Genomic DNA, 19,229 nt, shown 5'->3' on the forward strand with positions numbered 1-19,229 from the left:
TTATCAGCTAAACGCCTTGGCAACCCCGTTAGCGGTGGCAGCTTGCATGTTTTCCCAATACTGACGCTCTAACCAAATGGCCCTTGCAAGGTTCTCTTCGCTGTCTGTCTCACCCGGCAACCACTTACGGCGCCAGGTGAGCATTTGTTCGAGCTCGTTGGAGTCCATAGCCCGAACAAGGGCATCTATTTTTTTACTTTGATTTGCAGCTTCGGCGTGTATTCCTTGAGAACTTCACCCACAACCTGAATCGCAGCTCCTGGATTCTCATTCGTCAGTTCACGGAATACTTCTTTGCTTTCTTCTGTAACGGTGTTCATCAGAAAGTTATGCGCAGAGTTCACGATTTCCCCCTGTGCCAACGCGTTCATGTAGTCGTTGTAATCTGTTTCTGTCGGGACAAACGTGATATCTGCATCACCAACCGTTAGTGCAATTTGTTTGCTCATGCTACATCTCTCTCTTTATCTAGCTTGGTTTCCAAACGGTCAAACCGTCCGTTAATTGAATCTTTCAAATCATCTACGGCTTCCCGTAGTTCGTGCTTGGTGGCGTACTTCTCAGCGACATCACCACGCAGTCGCTCAGTGGCTAGCTCATTGGCATGGATACGACGATCATGATCTCGGGCGGTGCTCTGCCCTTTATCCGTTCTGCCGAAAACCACATTGATGATGGCGATAAGCAGCGCTATCGTTGCCACAATCGCCGATATCCATGATGAATCCATCGCTATTCCTTCAGTGGCACTTCTTTCAAGCGTTTGCCTTGTAATGCATTGATGATGTCGTCCACGGTTTCTTGCAGAACATCGTTTGTGCTCAGGCCTTTCAAGGTTTCCAAACCCCATACCACAAGACGTGTGGCGAAGCGTTCAAGGATGATTGACCAACTGATTTGAAAGAACAGGCCTTTCAATACTTCCAACAATGTCTTGCCAACGATTCCAGTTATGAAACTCATGCTGCTTCTCCGATTAACGATTGATATGCCTGTAGGTAATCTTCTGCTGTTGCTTTACCTGCGCTTGTGTTCCAGTACTTCTTCGCGTACCGAGCCAAGCCTTCTAGGTCATCGGCTTCTGGCAAGGCTTCTGGGAACCGAATTAAATTGAGTCGTGCGGTTGCCACTGCGAACTCGGGTGAAATCACCATGTAACGAGGGTCTAAGTGCTCAACTGGGCAAAACATCGACAATGCATCCAACAAGTGAGGGCGGCTGCTCCCTAACCACTCGACAAGCCAGTTGAAGGTGGAGGGTTCCATTTGGGTAAAGCCCAATGCAGGACCACGCACCTGTTTTGAGTAAGTAAACTTTCCAGACTCATGGGCAATAATCATCAGGATCAGATTAATGGCCGCTTGAGTGTTCATCGTGCCTTTACCACCGGATGCCATATCTAAGTGGTCAAGGACTGGCTTCATGATTTTCTCAACAAAGAGCTTCGCTAAATTCATCGGGTCATTCGCTCCAATTCGCTTTGACACTGGGTGCAGTAGATGCAACCTGGTACTTTTTGGCGGCGTTTTTCTGGGATTGGGTCGCCACATTCGCCGCATTCATGTGCGCTTTCCCGTTCTTCAATTCGCTTAGCCCTTGCCAGTTGGTTGGCAAGCGCCACTTCTGTGAATTGGGTTTCAATACCGCAGGCATGGTCGATAACATCTGCCATCATGCCTCCTTGTTATTGAACTAAATCTTCGGTTTCATCCGGACGTAGGTACGGCACACCGTTGATGCTGACAAAGTCTGGGCTTGTCACCTCGAACGGCAGCTTGTGAACTAATGCACTACCGCCATTCGAATCGGCATCAAGTAGGTCAGAGATTTTGATACGACATCCGAAGGCTTCAATTTTGAGCTCATCTTTATCAATCTTGCCGTAGAACAGCGCGTCAAAATCAGGCATTCCACGCCAAGAGCCGGCTTGTTTCGCTGCTTTGCTTAGCAGGTTAAATTGCTGCGTGGTCAGCTCCATTTCACCACTAGCCTCAACATCTCCGTCGACGTAACCATCTGGCACACCAGAGGTTTTATTGACGGCGGAATTATCAGTAATCGATAACGAGACTTTTTGTGCTTTGAGCTTGTAGTCACCCAAAGAGAAATGCATGTTCTTGCCAGAAATTCTCATGGATTACGCCTCCAAATCTGCAGGGTTAGTAAGATCAAGCGCGATGTTGACCACGATATGTTTCGGGCAGTTATGAGGGCGAACCATCAAACCGATCGACACTTTGGTTTTGGTTACCCACTGAATGGTGACGTCACCATCTTCTGGCGGCATGATTTCACCAGGGAAGGTAATGCCACCAACTTCTGTCGTTTTCGACATATCACGCATATCTTTGCGGAAGTAAGTGCGGTTCAGCTCAATGCTTGCAGGCGTTGAGTTAAGAATGCGATCGGCAATACGTCGAATCGCTTTGATACGGACACGGCGGTTAAGCTTGTGCACCGGGCGAACGTATTCGAGGTACTGATAATCGCCGCCTTTGGCTTCCAATGTGGTTGCGTCCGACCAGTACACCCCTTCTAAATCGGCGTACCATTGCGGCAGTGAGTAACGTGCGTCGGCTAGCGTTGCGATGGTGCTCATCTCTAATGCTTTGCCTGCGCTGTCCGTTGGCATGTCACCCAAACTCAATACTGAGCCTGTTGCGACACGCATTGGGCTGTCTGCTACCGTGACGTTTCGATCACATAAACGACCAGCCAGTACACCCACGTTATTGCCGTTAAGCAGAGGAACGGGCGTCACGAGGTTTGCAGAAACATCTTTCACCAAGTCAAGCATCGCGGTTTCGTACTCTGCCCACGTTTGGCCTGTATCAGGGGCTGAGTCAATGCCCGCACAAGCGGCGAGGAAGAACACCCAACGGCCAAGTTTGCTGGTCAGTTCGGTTGCTTTCGACTGCATGTCATCAAACTGAGTTTTGACCGTGACTGGGTCACAAATGGCAATGCCTTCGAATGAGTCAGTCCGGTTCGCCAGATCAACAGCGTCTTGCCACGTATCATCTGCACCTAAGCCGACAATCGCACCCGTCCAGTTTTGTTTGCCGTTAAGTTGGGCGGCTTTCACGTTTAGACCAAGCGCATCATCGGCAACAACTTCGTCAAGGTTGGTCATGTTATTAATGCGGGTCACTTTGCCTTGCAGTTCTGCCTTGTCAGTACGCCCGATGAAAAGCACGTGACGCTCTATCTCAGGGATACCGCCTTGTGCCAAATTGAGATTGTTAACCTCTACCTTTCCGGTTGCCATTGGTTATTTCCTCTGTTTTGCCTGCTCAAATATCTTGATGAGCTGGCGGTTCACTTCACGTTCTTTACTACCGAGAATCTGACGCTCTGCTAATGGAATATCCCAACTGGTGATATTTGGCTGATTAGAGAGTTCTCGAATAAGCTGTCCTGCTTGTCCATGAGTGATAGTTGCCATCAACTCACGTAAGCTGGCTTTCTTTCGTCCTTTGCCGCTTTTTCTCGGTACCGTGTAACCCAGTTCTCTTAGCTTTCTCGCTTGCCCCTTGGTACAAGGTGCTGAGTAATCCGGTTTGCCCCATCGCTTTTGCATTTGGCGCTTGGTCATTTTTTGCTTTTGACCAAGGTGGTGCCTTGCTGCGATTTTTGCGGTTAACTTGTTACTCCAAGTCAAATCAAGCTGGTTGGCGTTTCTCACATAAGGCGTTAAGCCCTTTGCCATCCGCTTTAAAACCTTGCCTTTCCTCTTTCCTTTCTTTGGTTGCAGAGCGCGTCCGTTAACGTCTTTTTGGGAGCGAATGCGCTTTCTGGTATTGGTCGTTTCCCAACGGCCAAGGGTTTTCAGTATCCAGACTCGCTTTTTAGGTGGCAGAGCCAGCATGGCCAGCTTTTCCTGCATGTTGAGCACATCGCGCTCATTGACCTTAATTTGCGGCTTCATTCACCAACTCCGCTTCTTCTGCGGTGTAGATTTCAACGGCCTGCACTCGGTAGGTTTCCTCTCGCCAAGTGATCATTCCCGCAGCGTCAGGGATCAGCTCAATCGGCTCCATCATTTCCAATTCAATAGCAACGTCGGCTACCTCACTGCTGATCACATCAACCGAAAGGTCTGGGTCGCCTAACTCATCTTCATTACGCGTGGTGTCGTAATCGCTGAGCCAACAGGCAACCAGAGCAAGTAAGCAGCGAGGGTCCAAAAGTCGGTGTGGAAACTCTTCAATACTGATCACTGCGTTGTACTTCCAGTGACAGGCGATATAACCGCCGCTCCCTCGGTCTTCACCGTTTGGCACGATGGAGCCGTTTTCCTGCCAAGCGTCGATTTTGTTATCGAGCACATTGGAATTCAGGTGACTGACGATGTAATCCGTCAGGTGCTCCAGCTTGGTTTTGTTGTAAGTGGTTTCGCTCATATCGAGTCAATCCCATTTGCACTGCGGCCAAGGAGCGCACGCACATCTTTGTTACTCTGGGCGAGAAAACGTGCCTCTTGTTCCGGTTCATCCGTTGCCACGCTTTCACCTTCTTTGCGGCGGTCTTGAGTCGCAAACTCTTTCATCAGTTCGGCGTGAGCCCGACCATAAACCGCACGCTTGTAGAGCATGATTTTCGGGTTGCTCAGCACTGGTTTTTCGCCGTCTACGATCAGGCTTTCTAATCGTTCTTGAATATTCAGCGCGGCGATGGCCACCGCGTAGTTCAAAGAGTCGTTATCAAACGTATGGGGAACACGGCGTAAACTGCGAAATTCAGCCGTGGATAAATCTGGCCATCCTTCACCTGGTATGGCGATATCGACTGCGCTGTTAACATTTCCGCCAAAGCTCATAACGGTTCCTTGCTTATTTAAATTAGGGCGCCTCTAGCCACTGGGTCGAAGGTATCGAGTTAGCCGGTTGGCTTCTCTTACCTCACCAGTCGAGGCGCGGTGGCGTAGGAGTCTTTACAGGTTCTTGCCTTCGTTAATGGCGCGAATACGGGCTTCAATCTTCTTGATTTGGGTACCCACCCCCACTTTGCTGTTCTTATCGTGCGCGTGTTGAAGCAGAGCCAAGGCTTTTTCCAACGTTTCTACGTTGCCAACCGCTGTGGCTTGCGGCTGGCCTTCTTCATTTCGGATCAGGTATAAACCCGCGAACTTGTACCACTTAGCGTGAACCTTCTCGTGCAAGCGCCACTCTTTCTCGACCTTATCGAACACCTGGGAGAAATAAGGCTCAATGGAATGACCACGTTCAGATTCTTTCTCCGCCCATGCCAACACTTCGTCAGCACAGAACGTCGGCCAGTCACGGCGGAAGTTTTCTGGCGTAGGCAAATCTAGCTCAATGGCTTTCATGCACCACTCAATCGCGGCATCCAGCTCTTTAATGTCGAATAGCCAAACCACCATGTTGGTAAAAATTGGGTTTTCGAACGCTTCGCCACTTTCTAAATAAGCCTGAACATACGGCTTGTATTTTGGTACCAGCGCTTCACGCTTGTGCTTAATTCGATCAGCGATGGCGTTAAATGAGCGCAAATACTTGCGGTCTTCTTCAAACTCAATCAGCTTGATGTGCAGGCTGTCGGTATCTGCACCGGAAATGACTTCCGGTACAAACTGGTTAGCTTGCTGTTCAATGAGCTTTCGGCGCTGTTTTGCTAATGGGCTAACCATGCATTACTCCTTAAGCTACAGGCTCAACAACGGTGACAGACTCGATAGCAGCGAACTTGTTCAGGTTGCCGATTGCATAACCTTCCATACGGATGTGGTTTTGCTTGAAGCGAAGCGTGTCTTCATCGTTCTTTTGCTTGCGCCACTGCGTGCCTTCCTGCGTGAGTACTTGCAGGTTTTTGGTATTGGTTACCCAAACCTGATCGGCTGGGAAGAACGGCGCTTGATAGGCTTTCTTACCTGCAATGGTTTTTGCCAGTTGTTGAGCAGCTTTGTGCTCGGTAGGCGTGTTTGCCGCTTCCAGTAAACGGTGCTGCTCTGCTGCGACCAGGTTTGAACCGACGAGAACCACAAGATCAGGGTCTTGACGATGCTCTGGCGCAATCGTGGTATTGATCAGGTCTTGAACCAACGAATCTAGGTTTTTGTAAGAATCCGCGGTTGCACCTGATGAGTCGAGTTGGGCAGAAGCAAGGACTTGGCTCGCTTTCTTCTCTTTCGCGATAGTCAGCCAACCTTTGTTGACATCCTGACCAAGTGGATTTGCGACTGGGTCTGTTACCGTTGCAGCCGATGTACCGTTGAAACCAACACGTAGAATATCGAGAGCAAAACGGCGCGAGATGGCATTTTGCATCATCTTCAACCACTCATTTTTAGAGCCTGAGTTCGCCCATTGCGTCATGGTTTCCCAAAGAATGTGCGCACCAGAATCAGTTTTAACCAACTCGTAGGTGTTACCACTTTGGCCTACTTCTACGCTAAAGCGCTCATTGTTGCCGCGGCCTGTTGATAGACCATCGTTACCAACATCAACAACCTGACCTTTGATTTGCTGTACAGGCAGCATCGCGATCATGCCCAAGAAGGCATCTGACTGCATAATTGCCTGACGCAGCTTAGTTTCCATTGGCGGCGTAAGGTTAAACATGGTTTGACCTGCTGACGCGCCTGCACTTGTCAACATTGTTGAAGAGAACTCTTGCAGGTATTGAGTTGAAATTGCGTTCAGCATTAAAACATCTCCTTAGCTGAGAATTTATCGTCAGCACCAGAACCATCTGGTTCTTGACCCGGAACTTCTTTTGAAAGTTCAGCGAATTGGTTTTCGAGACCGTTCACTTTCTCGATTAACGGTTTTAGTTTTTCGTCCAGAGTGGCAGAGAACAGCTCAACGCTTGTTTCCTTCTCTTCTGGCTCTGGCGTTTCTGGTTCGTCTTGCAAGTTGAACTCTTCTTTCAGTTCTTGCTTGAACTCGCCTTTGAATGCAGAAAACTGCTCTTGCAGTGCTGCTTTAAGTTGCTCTTCGGTCACGTCGGTGTCCTCTACTTTTGATGGAGTTTCTGGCCCTTCATCGCCAGAAGAGAAAAATTCATTGAATGCCGCAAAAAATCGGTCTTTGCGTGTAAAGCAATCGGAGAAGTCCACCTCTTCTAAATGGCTTGCTTTCATCTCGGTGGTTTCGCCAGATTGACGAGAAAATTGAAGGAGCGAAGTACCCGTGGAGGCTGGGGAGTCAGTCGCAGCTAGGCCCATTAAATAGCAACGTCCTTCGCCCTTGTAATCAGGATTTGGTTCGATGGATGTGAATAGCTTTTGCTTTTTTCGGTTGGCTTCGAGCATGAAGTCGTTCGGCTCTAACTTCGCGAACAGACGCATTTTGCCGCTTTCTTCCTCCGCTTTGAGCTCAATAACTTTGCCCCAGTTATCACCGTAACCATAAAATCGACGGTGCTCTGGCCAGATTAGCGCGGTGTACTCTTTTGGGTCATAGCTTGCCGCCATTTGCTCAATCCAATCACGGGTAATTTTGCGCCCGTCTACGGTTGGCCCCTCAGTAGCAATGATTTTCCAGTCACTAATCTTTGGCATTTTGGTACTCAAACTTGTCATTCACATATCGGTGTGAGCAAACAATACGCCTTTGAATAACGGCTTTCAGCCACTTCAATTCCTACCAATTCGGATTTTGCCAAAACTAGAATTTTCAGGAATCTATCTAGGTCATCTGCAAGTTTTCGGCGCGTATGATGCAGCTATGGCATATTCAGATGAAATAAGAGAAGCCGCGAAAAAGCTTTATTTACGCGGTGTTCCTCCGAAAGAAATTGCAGCGCAACTTAACCTTAATAGTGAGCGCATCATTTATACCTGGGCGGAGAAATTCGGTTGGGCTTTGTTGCTTAATGAACTTTCTGTTGAGGAAATGATTAATCGCCGTTTGGCGGTGCTGATAGATAAGGATGAGAAAACCGATCAGCAGCTCAAGGAAATGGACAAGCTAATCGATCACCACGTTAAGCTGTTAAAAGCTCACGCTGATGCAAAAGCCAAAGCAGAGCGACACCTTTCGCAAGGCAGCTCACCAAAGAGTGATAGTGACTCATCAAAGCAAAGCAGCAGTAACGGCAACCGTAAAAGGAGCCGTAAGAAGAACAGCATTGAGCACCTAACAGAAGATGACTTTAAAGGCTGGCACGAATCCCTGTTCGAATACCAGCACACGATGCGTAACAACATCAAACAGCGTATTCGTAATATTCTCAAGTCTCGCCAAATTGGTGCTACTTACTATTTCAGTGGTGAAGCCTTAGAAGATGCGATTCTGACTGGTCATAACCAAATCTTTCTCTCTGCATCACGCGCACAGGCTGAAGTTTTCCGCAGCTACATCATTGCGATTGGTAAAGAGTTCTTAGACATTGAGTTAACCGGCAACCCTATTATTCTTTCCAATGGTGCCGAACTGCGCTTTTTGTCCACGAACAGCAAAACCGCGCAGAGTTATCACGGCCACGTTTATGTCGATGAATACTTCTGGATACCTAAGTTCGACGAGCTGAACAAACTGGCTTCGGCAATGGCAACACATAAGAAGTGGCGAAAAACTTACTTCTCAACACCATCTTCTAAAATGCACCAGGCTTACCCGTTCTGGACTGGTGACCAGTGGCGGAAAGGTAAAGACTCACGCGCCCATATCGAATTCCCGACCCTTGATGAATTTCGAGATGGCGGGCGACTCTGCCCCGACAAACAGTGGCGTTATGTTGTTACCATTGAAGATGCCGCGAAGGGTGGTTGTGACCTATTCGACATTGACGAACTGCGCGAAGAATACAGCGATGATGACTTCAAAAACCTATTCATGTGCGTATTTGTCGATGGTTCATTGTCTGTCTTTAAATTCTCTGATCTTGAAAAAGGCATGGTGGATGCCGCTCACTGGCAAGACTTCAAACCAAATAACAAACGCCCTTTTGCCACTCGAGAAGTTTGGTTGGGTTATGACCCAAGCCGCACCCGAGACAATGCCTGTTTGGTGGTTATCGCTCCGCCTGTCGTAGCGGGTGAACGTTTCCGTGTATTAGAAAAGCACTATTGGAAAGGCCTGAACTTCCAATATCACGTTGCGGAAATAGACAAAGTCTTTCAGCGCTACAAAGTAACGTACATCGGCGTCGACACCACGGGTATTGGCGGCGGTGTTTGGGACTTAATTTCGAAGAAATACCCACGTGAAGCTCACGCCATCCACTACAGCAACGAAAATAAGAACCGCTTAGTAATGAAGATGATTGACGTCGTAGAAGCCAAACGCCTGCAGTTCGATGCGCAGCACAAAGACATTGCCATGGCGTTTATGGCGATAAAGCGCGTGCCAACGGCCAGCGGTAACGCCATGACCTTTAAAGCAGAACGCAGTGAAACGACCGGACACGCCGATGCATTCTGGGCAATCTCTCACGCCATCATCAACGAGCCGTTAGATCACTTAACACCAACTAAATCAACCTGGGCCACTGCAGCATGACCGAGCAAATGAACACTTTAGTCAAACAAGAAGAACACGCGCCAGAGTCGGTCTATCACATCGACTCCTCACCAGAGTCCATCGACTCAAACAGTTGGATGACCACCTATTTAGATTTGTTTTACAACGATGGTGACGACTATTGGGAGCCTCCTATTTCACGCAGTGGCTTAGCCGATATCGCTCGGGCCAACGCCTATCATGGTTCATTGTTGATTGCTCGGGCAAACTACGTAGCCGGACGCTTCCTAAATGGAGGTGCGACCCGCCGCCGACACATCCAAGCCTTTTGCCGTGATTACTTCACCTTTGGCGATGCTGCATTTCTTAAAATCCGCGATGGTTTCAAACGTGTGGTTCGTTTGCATCCATTACCTGGCATGTACCTTCGCAGACGCAAAAACGGCAATTTCGTCATTCTGGAACGCGACAACCAGCAACGCGAATATAAAAAGGAAGATGTTATTTTCTTGCCTCAGTACGATCCGCAGCAGCAAATCTACGGTTTGGCGGATTATCTTGGTAGCATTCAAAGCAGCTTGTTGAATAAAGACGCGACTTTGTTCCGCCGTCGCTACTATAAGAACGGCGCACACATGGGCTTTATCTTCTACGCCACTGACCCAAACCTTAGTGAAGAAGATGAAGAAATGTTGAAGCAGAAGATCGCCAGTTCTAAAGGCGTGGGTAACTTCCGCAGTATGTTTGTGAATATTCCGAACGGCAAAGAGAAAGGGATTCAACTGATTCCGGTTGGTGATATCGCCACTAAAGATGAATTTGAGCGCATCAAAAATATTACCGCGCAGGACATTCTCGTCGGCCACCGCTTCCCAGTAGGTAAAGCAGGCATTATTCCGCAGGGCACGACCAGTTTAGGCGATCCAACGAAGATAGGCAGTGAATACGCCAAGGATGAGATCATTCCTGTGTGTGAGCTGATTATGGATGAGGTGAACTCAGACCCCGAGGTACCTAAGCACTTGCGCCTTAATTTCAATTTAATACATGGAGATACGGCCTAAACAAGCCTCCAAAACTGTATAAAAACACAGCCTTTTGACGTATGATTATTAAGTCAGTCAATAAGCTAGGTGTTTTATATGAGAGTGTTGTGCCCAGAGTGCGGCGAAAAAAGTCGCATCCAGAAATCAAATAGAATGAGCACAAAATATGCTGATTTATATTGTTCGTGCAGTGACCCGGAATGTGGGCATACCTTTGTGATGAATTTATCTTATAGCCACACTCTAAGCCCCAGTGCCAAAACCACCTCGCAATTAGCTTTTAATATAGTTAAAGCCCTAGCACCAGAACATAGAGAAGAGTTAAAGCAGCAGCTTTCGATTCTATAACTTAAAAGTAGGGCTCTCTGCCTCATCAGCCATCCCAATTATCGACTGGATGGCTTTTATTTTTTCGTCATCCAATAAGTGAGAAAACCGCGGTAATATTCCCTCTAGTAAAACTCGCCCCGCTTCCTCTCTTCCCTCACCTACAGCACTGACGGCCACCCCATCAATGATTATATCCAGAGCGGATTGAAACAACTGCTTTTCTTTAGACATATCAACACCCTTACCAATTACAAGTGAAATATACTGTATATCCATACAGTTTTCCACAGTGGTTTTTAGACTTGATTCACTCATTAAGAATTATCCTTTGTTACTTCGAGTTAATAGAAATCACGCAATCACGCCTTTTTAATTTCCAAAGTCGTCCGTAAAGAAGTCGTGAAACAAACACCATCTGCTTCGAAAATTAGGCAAAATCGTGCTTAGTAAAAAATCGAAATGAGAGAATTGGAGAAGGAGGGTGTATTTATAGTGCAATCCAAAATTTTTCTGTCAAGTTGGCAAAAATCTCAGTGCTTCAAGAATTTTGTCCTAAATATCTCAGAAAGAGACATATCCTTCCCCTGACTTGAGGTTTAAAATTGATAAGTTTTGTTTTTTACATTATTTATCATAAAGTTAAAAAACATAAGCGACCTTGCCAAATTAGACCATAAATGGTCCTATAACACCGACTTTGGTCATTTTTCCTGAGTATGGTCCGGATTTCAAAAATTATGATACCCATCACAATTCAGCGAGTTTCAACGGCCGAAAATCATCCTGACGTCACCCACGAATATTCCCATAAGTACGGACAGGCTTACCCATTAACTCATCCAGTTTACGCTGTCGGGCAGCTTTGTTAGCTTCGCTGTTATGCGGGTGATTTGGGTCTTCCAATTCTTCAATTCGTCTTTTAGTTGCAAGCTCTTCATCTGTTAGCCGCGCTTCAGAGCCAACAAAATGATTACTGTTTTGGTAGTAGTCATCTAACCTTTCATTTTTAGATTTCGGCATAATCCCTCCTAACTCAACATGGGCAAAAGACGCCCTTCTAGATAATCTGCGGTAACACCATTCCAATAGCATTGTTCACTTTCATCGATTTCAAAGTGGGGAACGGGCTCATTCAGCAATGAACGCCAGTACGCCTGGCTGTCTTTAAATCGATGATATGCACTTTGATAAGAGTAATCAGCGCTCTGTTTTATGTCACTCAAATCCACATCTCTACAATTCAATGTCCAACCCCTAGCGCCTGCAGCCCAAAGCATAAAATTATCGACTTTATCCTTGGCCTGCTCGCCTTCGAAAGTAATACAGAAGCGATTACTCGTATTCACGTGCACTCCCCTATCACGGATGTTTTGGCTCAGCTTTTCGGCCTGCTTTTCCAATCGGATAATTCGCTGATAAAGCTTGTTCTGGTATTCATCTGGCTTGTCCTGCTTTTTGGCGATCGCTTTGGCCTTAATGGTTTGCTCTTTGGCATTTCGTAGCTTGCGGATTTGCCGCTTAATTGGCTTCTTCCATTGCTCAAGCTTGTAGCCCAGTTCCTTAATAATCGCAGTCATATTGCCAGCTTCAAACGAAGCAAGCGTTTCCCAGGCAGGTGCTCTTGAGCACTTCGCGATGTTGTACCGATTTCCCTTAATAAGCCCTTGGTCAGCATTTTCACCTTTCGCTGCATAGCCCACCGCTTTGATAATGTAAGAACCAGCGGCTTTTGGCTTTTTGATTCGCTCTAATTTCGCAAAACCGTGTCCCCATATTTTTTCGAGTCGTTTCGCCCAGGAACTAAACAGATGTTCCGGTACTGTCCATCGCAGCAAAATATGAACATGAGGATTTGGTTCACCATCTTCATTCGCCGGACATTCAGCAACCCATATGTAATGGAAATCTGCGGGCTGATTGGTTGGGCCAACATCGCTTGGTTGAACGTACTTAGCCACTTTCTCGTGAGTTAAATCGCAGTACTTTTGTCCGCTGTCTGTATCAATTTGGATTGTGTGGTCTGCAACCCAGCCACGCTGGTACATCTTCTTCGCACCATCGAGAAAACGAGAAACCTCTTTGCCTATAGTCGTTTCCAAAGTCTTTTCCATCGAGAATTCTTGCTTTGGTTTTTGTTTGAGATCGCAATACGGCCCAACAATGACACCGCTCTGGTTCATAACCTTCACTCGCTTGCTATCTCTGGTCGGAAACAGCCAGTATTCACCGCCAATATCAGTGATTGGCTGGTCTACTTTCTTTTCATCGCGCTTTGGATGTACCGCCACCATGTTGCGTTTATAGATTATCGGGTGATGTGAACCCATGCTGACACAGTCACTTCCATCCAACATTCCCCCGAATATGGCCATACGCTGTGCTTTGGTGAAGGTAAGAGTCAGGAAAGTTGAGAACCCACCGTGACAAGCTGCAGTGTAAGCACCTGCCTCAAAAATTTTAGACACAGAGCGAGAGGTGAGTTTTTCCGAGAACCTTTCACCGCAGTTTTCCGCAGGTGCAGCACTAGACGGTGTTTCAGTTACCGCCTGAAACTTGTAAGTCTCGTTCCAAGACCTGTGCATTAACTGCATCGAAATTGGAATCTTATTCGGCTCACCCTTTGCTCGCTTACCATTCTGATTAAGAATGCTAGGTTTTGAGCGCTCGTTAGCCTCATACAACGCGTCGTGGCTGAAGTTGGCGTCGGTATTGCTGACGATATTTTTAGGACGCAGAGACTTACTCAGGCTCATCAACTGCCTAATTTGCTTGTCCTTTCTGTGACGGAATTTCTCTGTCGGACTTTTGCGCCCTTTGACTAGCCTATACTCTTCGGCGATTCTCGCCGCCGCTTCGCGGTCGTGTTCCGAGAGATAATTTACAGATTTATAAAAGTCAGTTCTCTCTTGAAGATCTCGTTCGCGCTTGGACTTTCGGTTGGGAACGCGGTCATATATCGCTATTTTTTTGACCATTCCACTATCTAGAAGTGCTTGTTCTTGGTCTGAGTAAATTTTGGAACCTAAAAAACCAGCATTATAGCTGGCGTCATTATTTTTGATTCGGTCGAGGGGCATCACTGCCCCGCCTATATATAGAAGATCAGACTGGTTCATACTCTATCCCTAATTTTTCTTTCGAAAACTTAACGAATAGTCTCTGTGTATCAGGAGACTTCAGAAAACCTTCGACCTCTTCGAGTCGAATAGTCATGGTTATGCCCCATCCTTCCGGCCCAGCAAAATATGCAATAGCACACTTTTCATATGTCTTTGTTCGTCCATCCAAAATTTGAATGACATCATCACCGACACTAACTGAAGTGATCCTTTTATTTTTCATACCGCCTCCAGTTCTTGGGTCGTTACCAGCATAAAGCCGCCTTTCCCATTGCCTTTGCTCAAAACGCCTTTGATTAAATGAGTGCAACTGAGGGATACGCATGCTTGTTCGATTGCTAGACCTAACGAGTCGAAATCACCCACTACTACGTTGGCAACTTCTTGCGTATCTTGATGGCGGATAACACCGCCAGCTGGACAAAGCATTATTGCGGCGTATTGCATGACTCGCGCTCCTGTTCTTCTAAGTAGCGACTCGCCTCATCAATGAAAGAGCGCCCGCCTTCCACCGTTAACTCTGCATCGATAGTCGTGTATCCAACAGAACGCGTAATCTCATAGCCAGCTTCAATGCAGTCACAACACTCTTCCAATCGATCTTTCAACATTTCAATTAACTGGTTGGCTTCGCTCGAACTAATACTCATGCTGCATCCTCCGATTCCATTTGGTCACGGCGAACGGCAATGCGTTCAATCAGGTAATCTTCAATGTTCAGTAGCTCTTCAAGCGCACGCTCTTTATCAATCAACACAACGTTGTGAGCGTGATTCGTTGTGTTTTCATCAAACACAATCACGTTGAGAAGGCTCATTTTTGAAGAGTACTCGATACGAATACTGATAATGTCTGCACTATCCAGTGCCAAAGCGAACAGACTATTGATGGTCGTTTGGATAGCGAGTTTGTTTGCAACTTCATTTAGATTCATCTTTTATGCTCCTACGCTAAGACGAAAAAAAGCCCCCTGCTAAAGGGGCAAAGGCTTGGAGAACTAATGGGTACTACTGAATTGGTAATGCTTGAGGCGTCGAACGTCACCAAGATTGCGATCGAACAACGTCGCGATTTCTTTAATCTGTTGCATACCGCTACGGATTTTTTGAAGCTCCAAATCATTAAAGCTTTCAAACTCTCGCACATGCTCCGAGGCTTTCAGATCACCGGCGACTAAAACCATACCGCGAAAACGTGGTGGCATAGCGTCCCACAACTTTTTCAACTTGCCGCGTGTAGCTGAACCATTGAACAAAGCTTTACAAGCGGCAATGCTCTCGCTGGCGTTGGGTATTTGCTTTTGTTGTTCTTGTTGAGTAGCTAGCTGACTCATTGGTTCTCCTTAGGCTAAGCCTGGAAGTGGCGCACCATTGGCGAGAAAATCTGTGCCCATTTGCATGAGTGGCTGAAAGCCTGTGGTGCGGTTTTCGAGTTCATTGATAAGCAAAACCAAATTGCCTAAAGCCGACTGTGCTTTGGCGAGTGTTTTGCGTTTGGTAGATCGCGGTAAACGCTCTGCGGTGCACATTGCCAACGCATCGCTAGAAAGCTCACCAGAATGGGTGTTTAGTTTTAGAAATCGTTCGAGCAGGTTCAGATTATCTTCTGCTTTTGGTAATGGGACAGTCACCACTCCATCATCGGCAAATAACGTATTTACGATTGAGTAGTCACCAGAAACACGGCTGATAAGTGTAAGAACTACAGGGTGTAGCACTCTTGACTGCGCAGGGTTCAGCATGTTTCGAATGGCTTGCCCATCAACGCCGATACTGCGCCCAATCGCTTCACAGTCGTGATTAACAACAAAATCGCAGCAAGCAGCATCAAAAGCTTGTTGTTTGCGTTCACGCAATACATACATTGAGTTATTTGCGTCCATAACTAATACTCAAATGAAGAAGAACGATGCGAAAACGAATGCCCAGCCAACGATATTGAGCAATAACGGACATTTGTTTGGATACTTGTCCTCCCAAGACTCACTCATTGCTACTTTCAGAGTGAGTTTGGTTTTAGATAGGTGAGCGAAACTCATACTTGTTGCTCCGCTGCACGCTGATAAACCTTTACGAGGTTAATAAGAACACTGCCGCGCTCTCCCTTCTTCTCTAGAATTGGGATTTCGCCGGCCGCAATAGCTCGGTCTAATGATGAACCAGACCAACCCGTGCGACGAAGAAACTCTTTTTTGGTACAAAAAGGTGCGTCAACCGCTATTTGAATACTTGCCATAAGTGGTATCCTATGAGTTTGAGATTTGTTGATGCCTATTGGTGGTACATGACAGCATCAACTCGTGTTTAACTCATTGTTGATCTTAATAGCGACCATTTCAAGGTCTTTTTTAAGATTATGATTGCTCTCAAACAGAACTTAGGTCTTTTTTGGGATCAAATACAGCAATTGGTGCTTTTTTAAGATAAGGACTTTTGGGAATGACTAGAATCCCTGCAAAAGTACCCGCCTTTGACTATTTAGGCGGACGTAATTTCACAGATAAGCTTAAAGAAGTAACAGGGTGTACTTCGTATGACTTACTCGCCGACTATTACGGAATCCCTAAATCTACGGTTTTCACTTGGCATCAACATGACCGGACTGCATTTGAGCTGATAGTTAGAGAACACTTAGCATCAGGAGCATCTGTGAAATATCTTGCTTTGGGAGAAGGAGAGCCCTTTCCTGAAAAAGAAGCAGCAGTTACTACTAGCAGCATTGAAAAGTTTGCAATTGTTAACGGCAAGCTTGAAAAAGCAGGGTCAGTAGAACTCGGCTTATCCACGCTAAATGAATTTGGTCTTGTGAAAGAAAACTTAATCATTATTGAGCAGAGTGGATGTCACTTATATATAAACAAAGCTGAGTCTCAACCTGCGTCCGGTGACTACTTGCTAGATATTGATGGCGTTCTATCAGTTAACTATCTGCAACGATTACCTGGCAAAAAGTTAGCAATCGCATTCGACACATCAACTATCGAAATATCTGAAGACGATATAAAAGTAATTGGGCGCGTGTCTATGGAAATGAAGAAAAGATAAGAATGACATCGCTTAGTTATAGTATTAAGAGTTTGGATCAACAAACCCACAAAGTGAACAGAGAGAGTAATAATGAAATTTCACATTAAAAACTTGGGTAAGATTAAGCAAGCTGATATAGAAGTTAACGATCTCACAATTATTTGTGGGCCAAATAGTTCCAATAAAACTTGGTTATCCTATTTTATCAATCATTGTTTAAACACGGTAAACACTAGATTAGCTGGTACAGCAATAGGTTTAAATGAAGAGTTAAATGAGTGCATTAACGACATCATTAAAAATGGCTCAGGTTTCATTGACTTAGAGCGCCACTTATTAACATTTAAAAATGCTTTTGATCTATGCTCGTATTTAGCAGTAGATAAGCTGCCAAGTTATTTCAATTTAAAAAGTGAAACGTTTTCCAACACCGAGTTTACTCTAGACAACAGCTTTGGCTTAAATACGGAAAAACAAATCATCATTGAAGGCCGTCGGGTTAGAATTAAAAAAGAACACTACTCTAACTTAGCTGAAGTAGAAGTTCAGTCAGACCCTCTAGATAAAAAAATCATGAATGGCAAGTTCTTTGGTAGCTCTTTTTTTAACCACGTCGTTAAGAGAGAGATATATACACTAATTACAAAAGTATATGTAGATAATTCAATACCAACACCTTTTGTTATTACTTCTGAGCGTACAGGTTGTATGGTTTTCCAACCGGAAATAGACAGAACAACAATAAAAGTAAAAGAGGCTCTTTCTGAGTTAGGGCGTATTTCAGATTTAGACTCTTTACCTGAAGATATACTTGTTACATTGGAAGAACTGAGTACGGGTGAACATTACACCTATGCATCACCGGTGAAGCACAATGTCAATGTTATCAGAGATGCAAACCTTACCATACTTGAAGATAGTTTTATCAAAGAGCATCATCCAGAAGTTATTCAGGCTATGGACAAGGTTAACGGTGGCACATTTAGCTTTGCTAATTCTCAGCTTGTTTTTACTACTGAGGATAGCTCGACTACGCTACCTGTTACTATTTCTTCGTCTTCTGTTAAATCTCTATTCCTGTTGGACTTATATATCAAATCGATGGCTTCACCTAATGATTTGTTGCTGATAGATGAACCAGAACTAAACCTACATCCTGATAACCAGCGGTTAATGGCTCGTGTTATTGCCCGCCTTGTAAACACCGGGGTCAAAGTTCTGATAACAACACATAGTGATTACCTTATTAGAGAAATCAACAACGCGATTGCATTAAGTAACGACTTTGAAGATAAGGAAGGCTTCTTAAACGAACACGGCCTTATTGAGGCTGATACTTTAGATGGTAATCGTGTATCTGCTTACGCAGTTGACAAAATAGGTATAGTTGCACCTATGGCAATTAGCAAGTTTGGTATTGAAACCGCACTTTTTGATGAGCTAATTAATAACGCAAATGATTTTCAAGACGACATTCTTGAAAAAATTGAACCATCGTTGTTTGAGGATTAATTGTGACTCAGACATTGGAAACAAAACTGAAAGCTCTACTTCATGCCGATTGTTTTAGACCAACACCTGAGGACAATTCGATAACTCTAACTCAGCTGCACAAGCAAGCTGCTGATGGTGAGACTCGTAAGTCATGGACTCAGAAGCTAACTATTACTGGTCTTGAAGGTGATGAAATATTTTTCAGTTTCGATTTGGACGATCATCAATATTACTCACGCTACATCCTAGGAAAAGAGGATAAATTTTACGCAAAGGCATGCGATTACATAATGCTGAAGAAAACTGCGGATAGATGGTGTGCTTACATTGGTGAACTTAAAATGAAACGAGTTTGTAAGGATGAAGTTGATCGACAAACTAAAGGCACACAAGCCTTCTTAGAGTATATAAAAAATCTTCTCAAATATGATGGAGAGCAAGAGTTAAACAACCTCACTTTTGTCCGGAAAGTAATTAGCAGCAGAAAGATATCAAAATCTAGTGAGCGAAACCGTAATCGACCAAGTGGCAGAGCACGGAAAAGAACGACCAGCGCTCTTAGTTTAGACCCAATTACAGATGTACTAGGTAATGAACGCCCATACAACGAAATCACTGCAACTACACTTTTGTTTAACGATAGTGACCGTGCTCATCAAAAAATAACCTTGAAGCAGTTTCTGGCTCAAGCATAATTAGCAACGTTAGATGTCAGTAAGAGAGCGTTTGTAAACTAGAAAAAGCAATAAAAACCATGGCCATGTGATTTCCCTAAACACCTCGAGGCGT

General features: G+C 45.5%; 31 protein-coding genes. 6 read left to right on the forward strand and 25 right to left on the reverse strand.

Going from position 1 to position 19,229, the window contains the following annotated elements; genetic code table 11:
- Positions 1–3: 3 nt before the first annotated feature.
- From R7R24_RS03935 to R7R24_RS04000, 14 genes are all read right to left on the reverse strand, one after another.
- Complete coding sequence (locus R7R24_RS03935; RefSeq protein WP_162836293.1) at positions 4–144, reverse strand: DUF6890 family protein; 141 nt, start codon at positions 142–144, stop codon at positions 4–6.
- A gap of 41 nt (positions 145–185) precedes the next feature.
- Positions 186–449 (reverse strand): putative phage tail assembly chaperone, encoded by a 264-nt coding sequence (locus tag R7R24_RS03940; protein WP_318119431.1) that lies wholly within the window; start codon positions 447–449, stop codon positions 186–188.
- The gene (locus tag R7R24_RS03945; protein ID WP_045607483.1) at positions 446–730 is read right to left on the reverse strand and encodes a hypothetical protein; all 285 of its coding nucleotides are present in this window, start codon (positions 728–730) and stop codon (positions 446–448) included. Before R7R24_RS03945 ends, R7R24_RS03940 begins: the two co-directional genes overlap by 4 nt.
- 2 nt (positions 731–732) lie before the next feature.
- On the reverse strand, positions 733–963 hold the full coding sequence (locus R7R24_RS03950) for a hypothetical protein (protein WP_031856782.1): 231 nt from the start codon (positions 961–963) through the stop codon (positions 733–735).
- Positions 960–1,424: a hypothetical protein gene (locus tag R7R24_RS03955; RefSeq protein ID WP_318119432.1), complete on the reverse strand. Its 465-nt coding sequence runs from the start codon at positions 1,422–1,424 to the stop codon at positions 960–962. Before R7R24_RS03955 ends, R7R24_RS03950 begins: the two co-directional genes overlap by 4 nt.
- Positions 1,425–1,453: 29 nt before the next feature.
- Complete coding sequence (locus R7R24_RS03960; RefSeq protein WP_025517563.1) at positions 1,454–1,672, reverse strand: TraR/DksA C4-type zinc finger protein; 219 nt, start codon at positions 1,670–1,672, stop codon at positions 1,454–1,456.
- Between the two features lie 12 nt (positions 1,673–1,684).
- Positions 1,685–2,134 (reverse strand): phage protein, encoded by a 450-nt coding sequence (locus R7R24_RS03965; protein ID WP_025605246.1) that lies wholly within the window; start codon positions 2,132–2,134, stop codon positions 1,685–1,687.
- A gap of 3 nt (positions 2,135–2,137) precedes the next feature.
- Positions 2,138–3,268: a DUF2586 domain-containing protein gene (locus R7R24_RS03970; RefSeq protein WP_318119433.1), complete on the reverse strand. Its 1,131-nt coding sequence runs from the start codon at positions 3,266–3,268 to the stop codon at positions 2,138–2,140.
- Between the two features lie 3 nt (positions 3,269–3,271).
- Positions 3,272–3,928: a hypothetical protein gene (locus R7R24_RS03975; protein WP_064490436.1), complete on the reverse strand. Its 657-nt coding sequence runs from the start codon at positions 3,926–3,928 to the stop codon at positions 3,272–3,274.
- Complete coding sequence (locus R7R24_RS03980) at positions 3,912–4,403, reverse strand: phage tail protein (RefSeq protein ID WP_318119434.1); 492 nt, start codon at positions 4,401–4,403, stop codon at positions 3,912–3,914. The genes R7R24_RS03975 and R7R24_RS03980 overlap by 17 nt, the downstream gene beginning before the upstream one ends.
- Positions 4,400–4,819: a head completion/stabilization protein gene (locus tag R7R24_RS03985; RefSeq protein ID WP_318119435.1), complete on the reverse strand. Its 420-nt coding sequence runs from the start codon at positions 4,817–4,819 to the stop codon at positions 4,400–4,402. Before R7R24_RS03985 ends, R7R24_RS03980 begins: the two co-directional genes overlap by 4 nt.
- Before the next feature lie 114 nt (positions 4,820–4,933).
- Entirely contained in the window at positions 4,934–5,650 is a 717-nt protein-coding gene (gene gpM / locus R7R24_RS03990; RefSeq protein WP_318119436.1) for a phage terminase small subunit, read from the reverse strand.
- A gap of 10 nt (positions 5,651–5,660) precedes the next feature.
- Positions 5,661–6,665 carry a phage major capsid protein, P2 family gene (locus R7R24_RS03995; protein WP_085342832.1) on the reverse strand — a complete coding sequence of 335 codons (1,005 nt, stop codon included), beginning with the start codon at positions 6,663–6,665 and terminating at the stop codon, positions 5,661–5,663.
- Entirely contained in the window at positions 6,665–7,522 is an 858-nt protein-coding gene (locus R7R24_RS04000; protein WP_258515982.1) for a GPO family capsid scaffolding protein, read from the reverse strand. The genes R7R24_RS03995 and R7R24_RS04000 overlap by 1 nt, the downstream gene beginning before the upstream one ends.
- Before the next feature lie 166 nt (positions 7,523–7,688).
- On the opposite strand from R7R24_RS04000, the gene R7R24_RS04005 reads away from it, so the two are divergent.
- The 3 genes from R7R24_RS04005 (at position 7,689) to R7R24_RS04015 (ending at position 10,819) form a co-directional block, all read left to right on the forward strand.
- Positions 7,689–9,464 (forward strand): terminase large subunit domain-containing protein, encoded by a 1,776-nt coding sequence (locus R7R24_RS04005; RefSeq protein WP_318119437.1) that lies wholly within the window; start codon positions 7,689–7,691, stop codon positions 9,462–9,464.
- Positions 9,461–10,489 (forward strand): phage portal protein, encoded by a 1,029-nt coding sequence (locus tag R7R24_RS04010; protein ID WP_318119438.1) that lies wholly within the window; start codon positions 9,461–9,463, stop codon positions 10,487–10,489. Before R7R24_RS04005 ends, R7R24_RS04010 begins: the two co-directional genes overlap by 4 nt.
- A 78-nt stretch (positions 10,490–10,567) precedes the next feature.
- Positions 10,568–10,819: an ogr/Delta-like zinc finger family protein gene (locus tag R7R24_RS04015; RefSeq protein WP_193233266.1), complete on the forward strand. Its 252-nt coding sequence runs from the start codon at positions 10,568–10,570 to the stop codon at positions 10,817–10,819.
- On the opposite strand, the gene R7R24_RS04020 is transcribed toward R7R24_RS04015, so the two are convergent.
- From R7R24_RS04020 to R7R24_RS04070, 11 genes are all read right to left on the reverse strand, one after another.
- Positions 10,814–11,116, reverse strand: a complete 303-nt coding sequence (locus tag R7R24_RS04020; RefSeq protein ID WP_258641832.1) for a hypothetical protein — start codon at positions 11,114–11,116, stop codon at positions 10,814–10,816. The genes R7R24_RS04015 and R7R24_RS04020 overlap by 6 nt on opposite strands.
- A gap of 474 nt (positions 11,117–11,590) precedes the next feature.
- On the reverse strand, positions 11,591–11,821 hold the full coding sequence (locus tag R7R24_RS04025; RefSeq protein WP_318119439.1) for a hypothetical protein: 231 nt from the start codon (positions 11,819–11,821) through the stop codon (positions 11,591–11,593).
- 8 nt (positions 11,822–11,829) lie between these two features.
- Entirely contained in the window at positions 11,830–13,917 is a 2,088-nt protein-coding gene (locus R7R24_RS04030) for a hypothetical protein (protein ID WP_318119440.1), read from the reverse strand.
- Positions 13,904–14,143 carry a hypothetical protein gene (locus R7R24_RS04035; RefSeq protein ID WP_318119441.1) on the reverse strand — a complete coding sequence of 80 codons (240 nt, stop codon included), beginning with the start codon at positions 14,141–14,143 and terminating at the stop codon, positions 13,904–13,906. Before R7R24_RS04035 ends, R7R24_RS04030 begins: the two co-directional genes overlap by 14 nt.
- Positions 14,140–14,367: a hypothetical protein gene (locus R7R24_RS04040; RefSeq protein WP_318119442.1), complete on the reverse strand. Its 228-nt coding sequence runs from the start codon at positions 14,365–14,367 to the stop codon at positions 14,140–14,142. Before R7R24_RS04040 ends, R7R24_RS04035 begins: the two co-directional genes overlap by 4 nt.
- Entirely contained in the window at positions 14,349–14,570 is a 222-nt protein-coding gene (locus tag R7R24_RS04045) for a hypothetical protein (RefSeq protein ID WP_318119443.1), read from the reverse strand. The genes R7R24_RS04040 and R7R24_RS04045 overlap by 19 nt, the downstream gene beginning before the upstream one ends.
- Complete coding sequence (locus R7R24_RS04050) at positions 14,567–14,854, reverse strand: hypothetical protein (protein WP_258663332.1); 288 nt, start codon at positions 14,852–14,854, stop codon at positions 14,567–14,569. Before R7R24_RS04050 ends, R7R24_RS04045 begins: the two co-directional genes overlap by 4 nt.
- Positions 14,855–14,917: 63 nt before the next feature.
- Positions 14,918–15,253: a hypothetical protein gene (locus R7R24_RS04055; protein ID WP_318114595.1), complete on the reverse strand. Its 336-nt coding sequence runs from the start codon at positions 15,251–15,253 to the stop codon at positions 14,918–14,920.
- Between the two features lie 9 nt (positions 15,254–15,262).
- The gene (locus R7R24_RS04060) at positions 15,263–15,802 is read right to left on the reverse strand and encodes a phage regulatory CII family protein (RefSeq protein ID WP_318119444.1); all 540 of its coding nucleotides are present in this window, start codon (positions 15,800–15,802) and stop codon (positions 15,263–15,265) included.
- A gap of 9 nt (positions 15,803–15,811) precedes the next feature.
- Positions 15,812–15,958 carry a hypothetical protein gene (locus tag R7R24_RS04065; protein ID WP_318119445.1) on the reverse strand — a complete coding sequence of 49 codons (147 nt, stop codon included), beginning with the start codon at positions 15,956–15,958 and terminating at the stop codon, positions 15,812–15,814.
- Entirely contained in the window at positions 15,955–16,155 is a 201-nt protein-coding gene (locus R7R24_RS04070; RefSeq protein ID WP_053321709.1) for a hypothetical protein, read from the reverse strand. The genes R7R24_RS04065 and R7R24_RS04070 overlap by 4 nt, the downstream gene beginning before the upstream one ends.
- A gap of 203 nt (positions 16,156–16,358) precedes the next feature.
- Between R7R24_RS04070 and R7R24_RS04075 the strand changes: the two genes are divergently transcribed.
- The 3 genes from R7R24_RS04075 (at position 16,359) to R7R24_RS04085 (ending at position 19,135) form a co-directional block, all read left to right on the forward strand.
- The gene (locus R7R24_RS04075) at positions 16,359–16,964 is read left to right on the forward strand and encodes a phage repressor protein CI (RefSeq protein WP_318119446.1); all 606 of its coding nucleotides are present in this window, start codon (positions 16,359–16,361) and stop codon (positions 16,962–16,964) included.
- Positions 16,965–17,036: 72 nt separating this feature from the next.
- A complete protein-coding gene (locus tag R7R24_RS04080; RefSeq protein WP_318119447.1) occupies positions 17,037–18,458 on the forward strand; it encodes an AAA family ATPase in 1,422 nt (473 codons plus the stop codon).
- Between the two features lie 2 nt (positions 18,459–18,460).
- On the forward strand, positions 18,461–19,135 hold the full coding sequence (locus R7R24_RS04085; RefSeq protein WP_318119448.1) for a hypothetical protein: 675 nt from the start codon (positions 18,461–18,463) through the stop codon (positions 19,133–19,135).
- Positions 19,136–19,229 lie beyond the last annotated feature (94 nt).

It is taken from the genome of Vibrio sp. 704, from assembly GCF_033339295.1.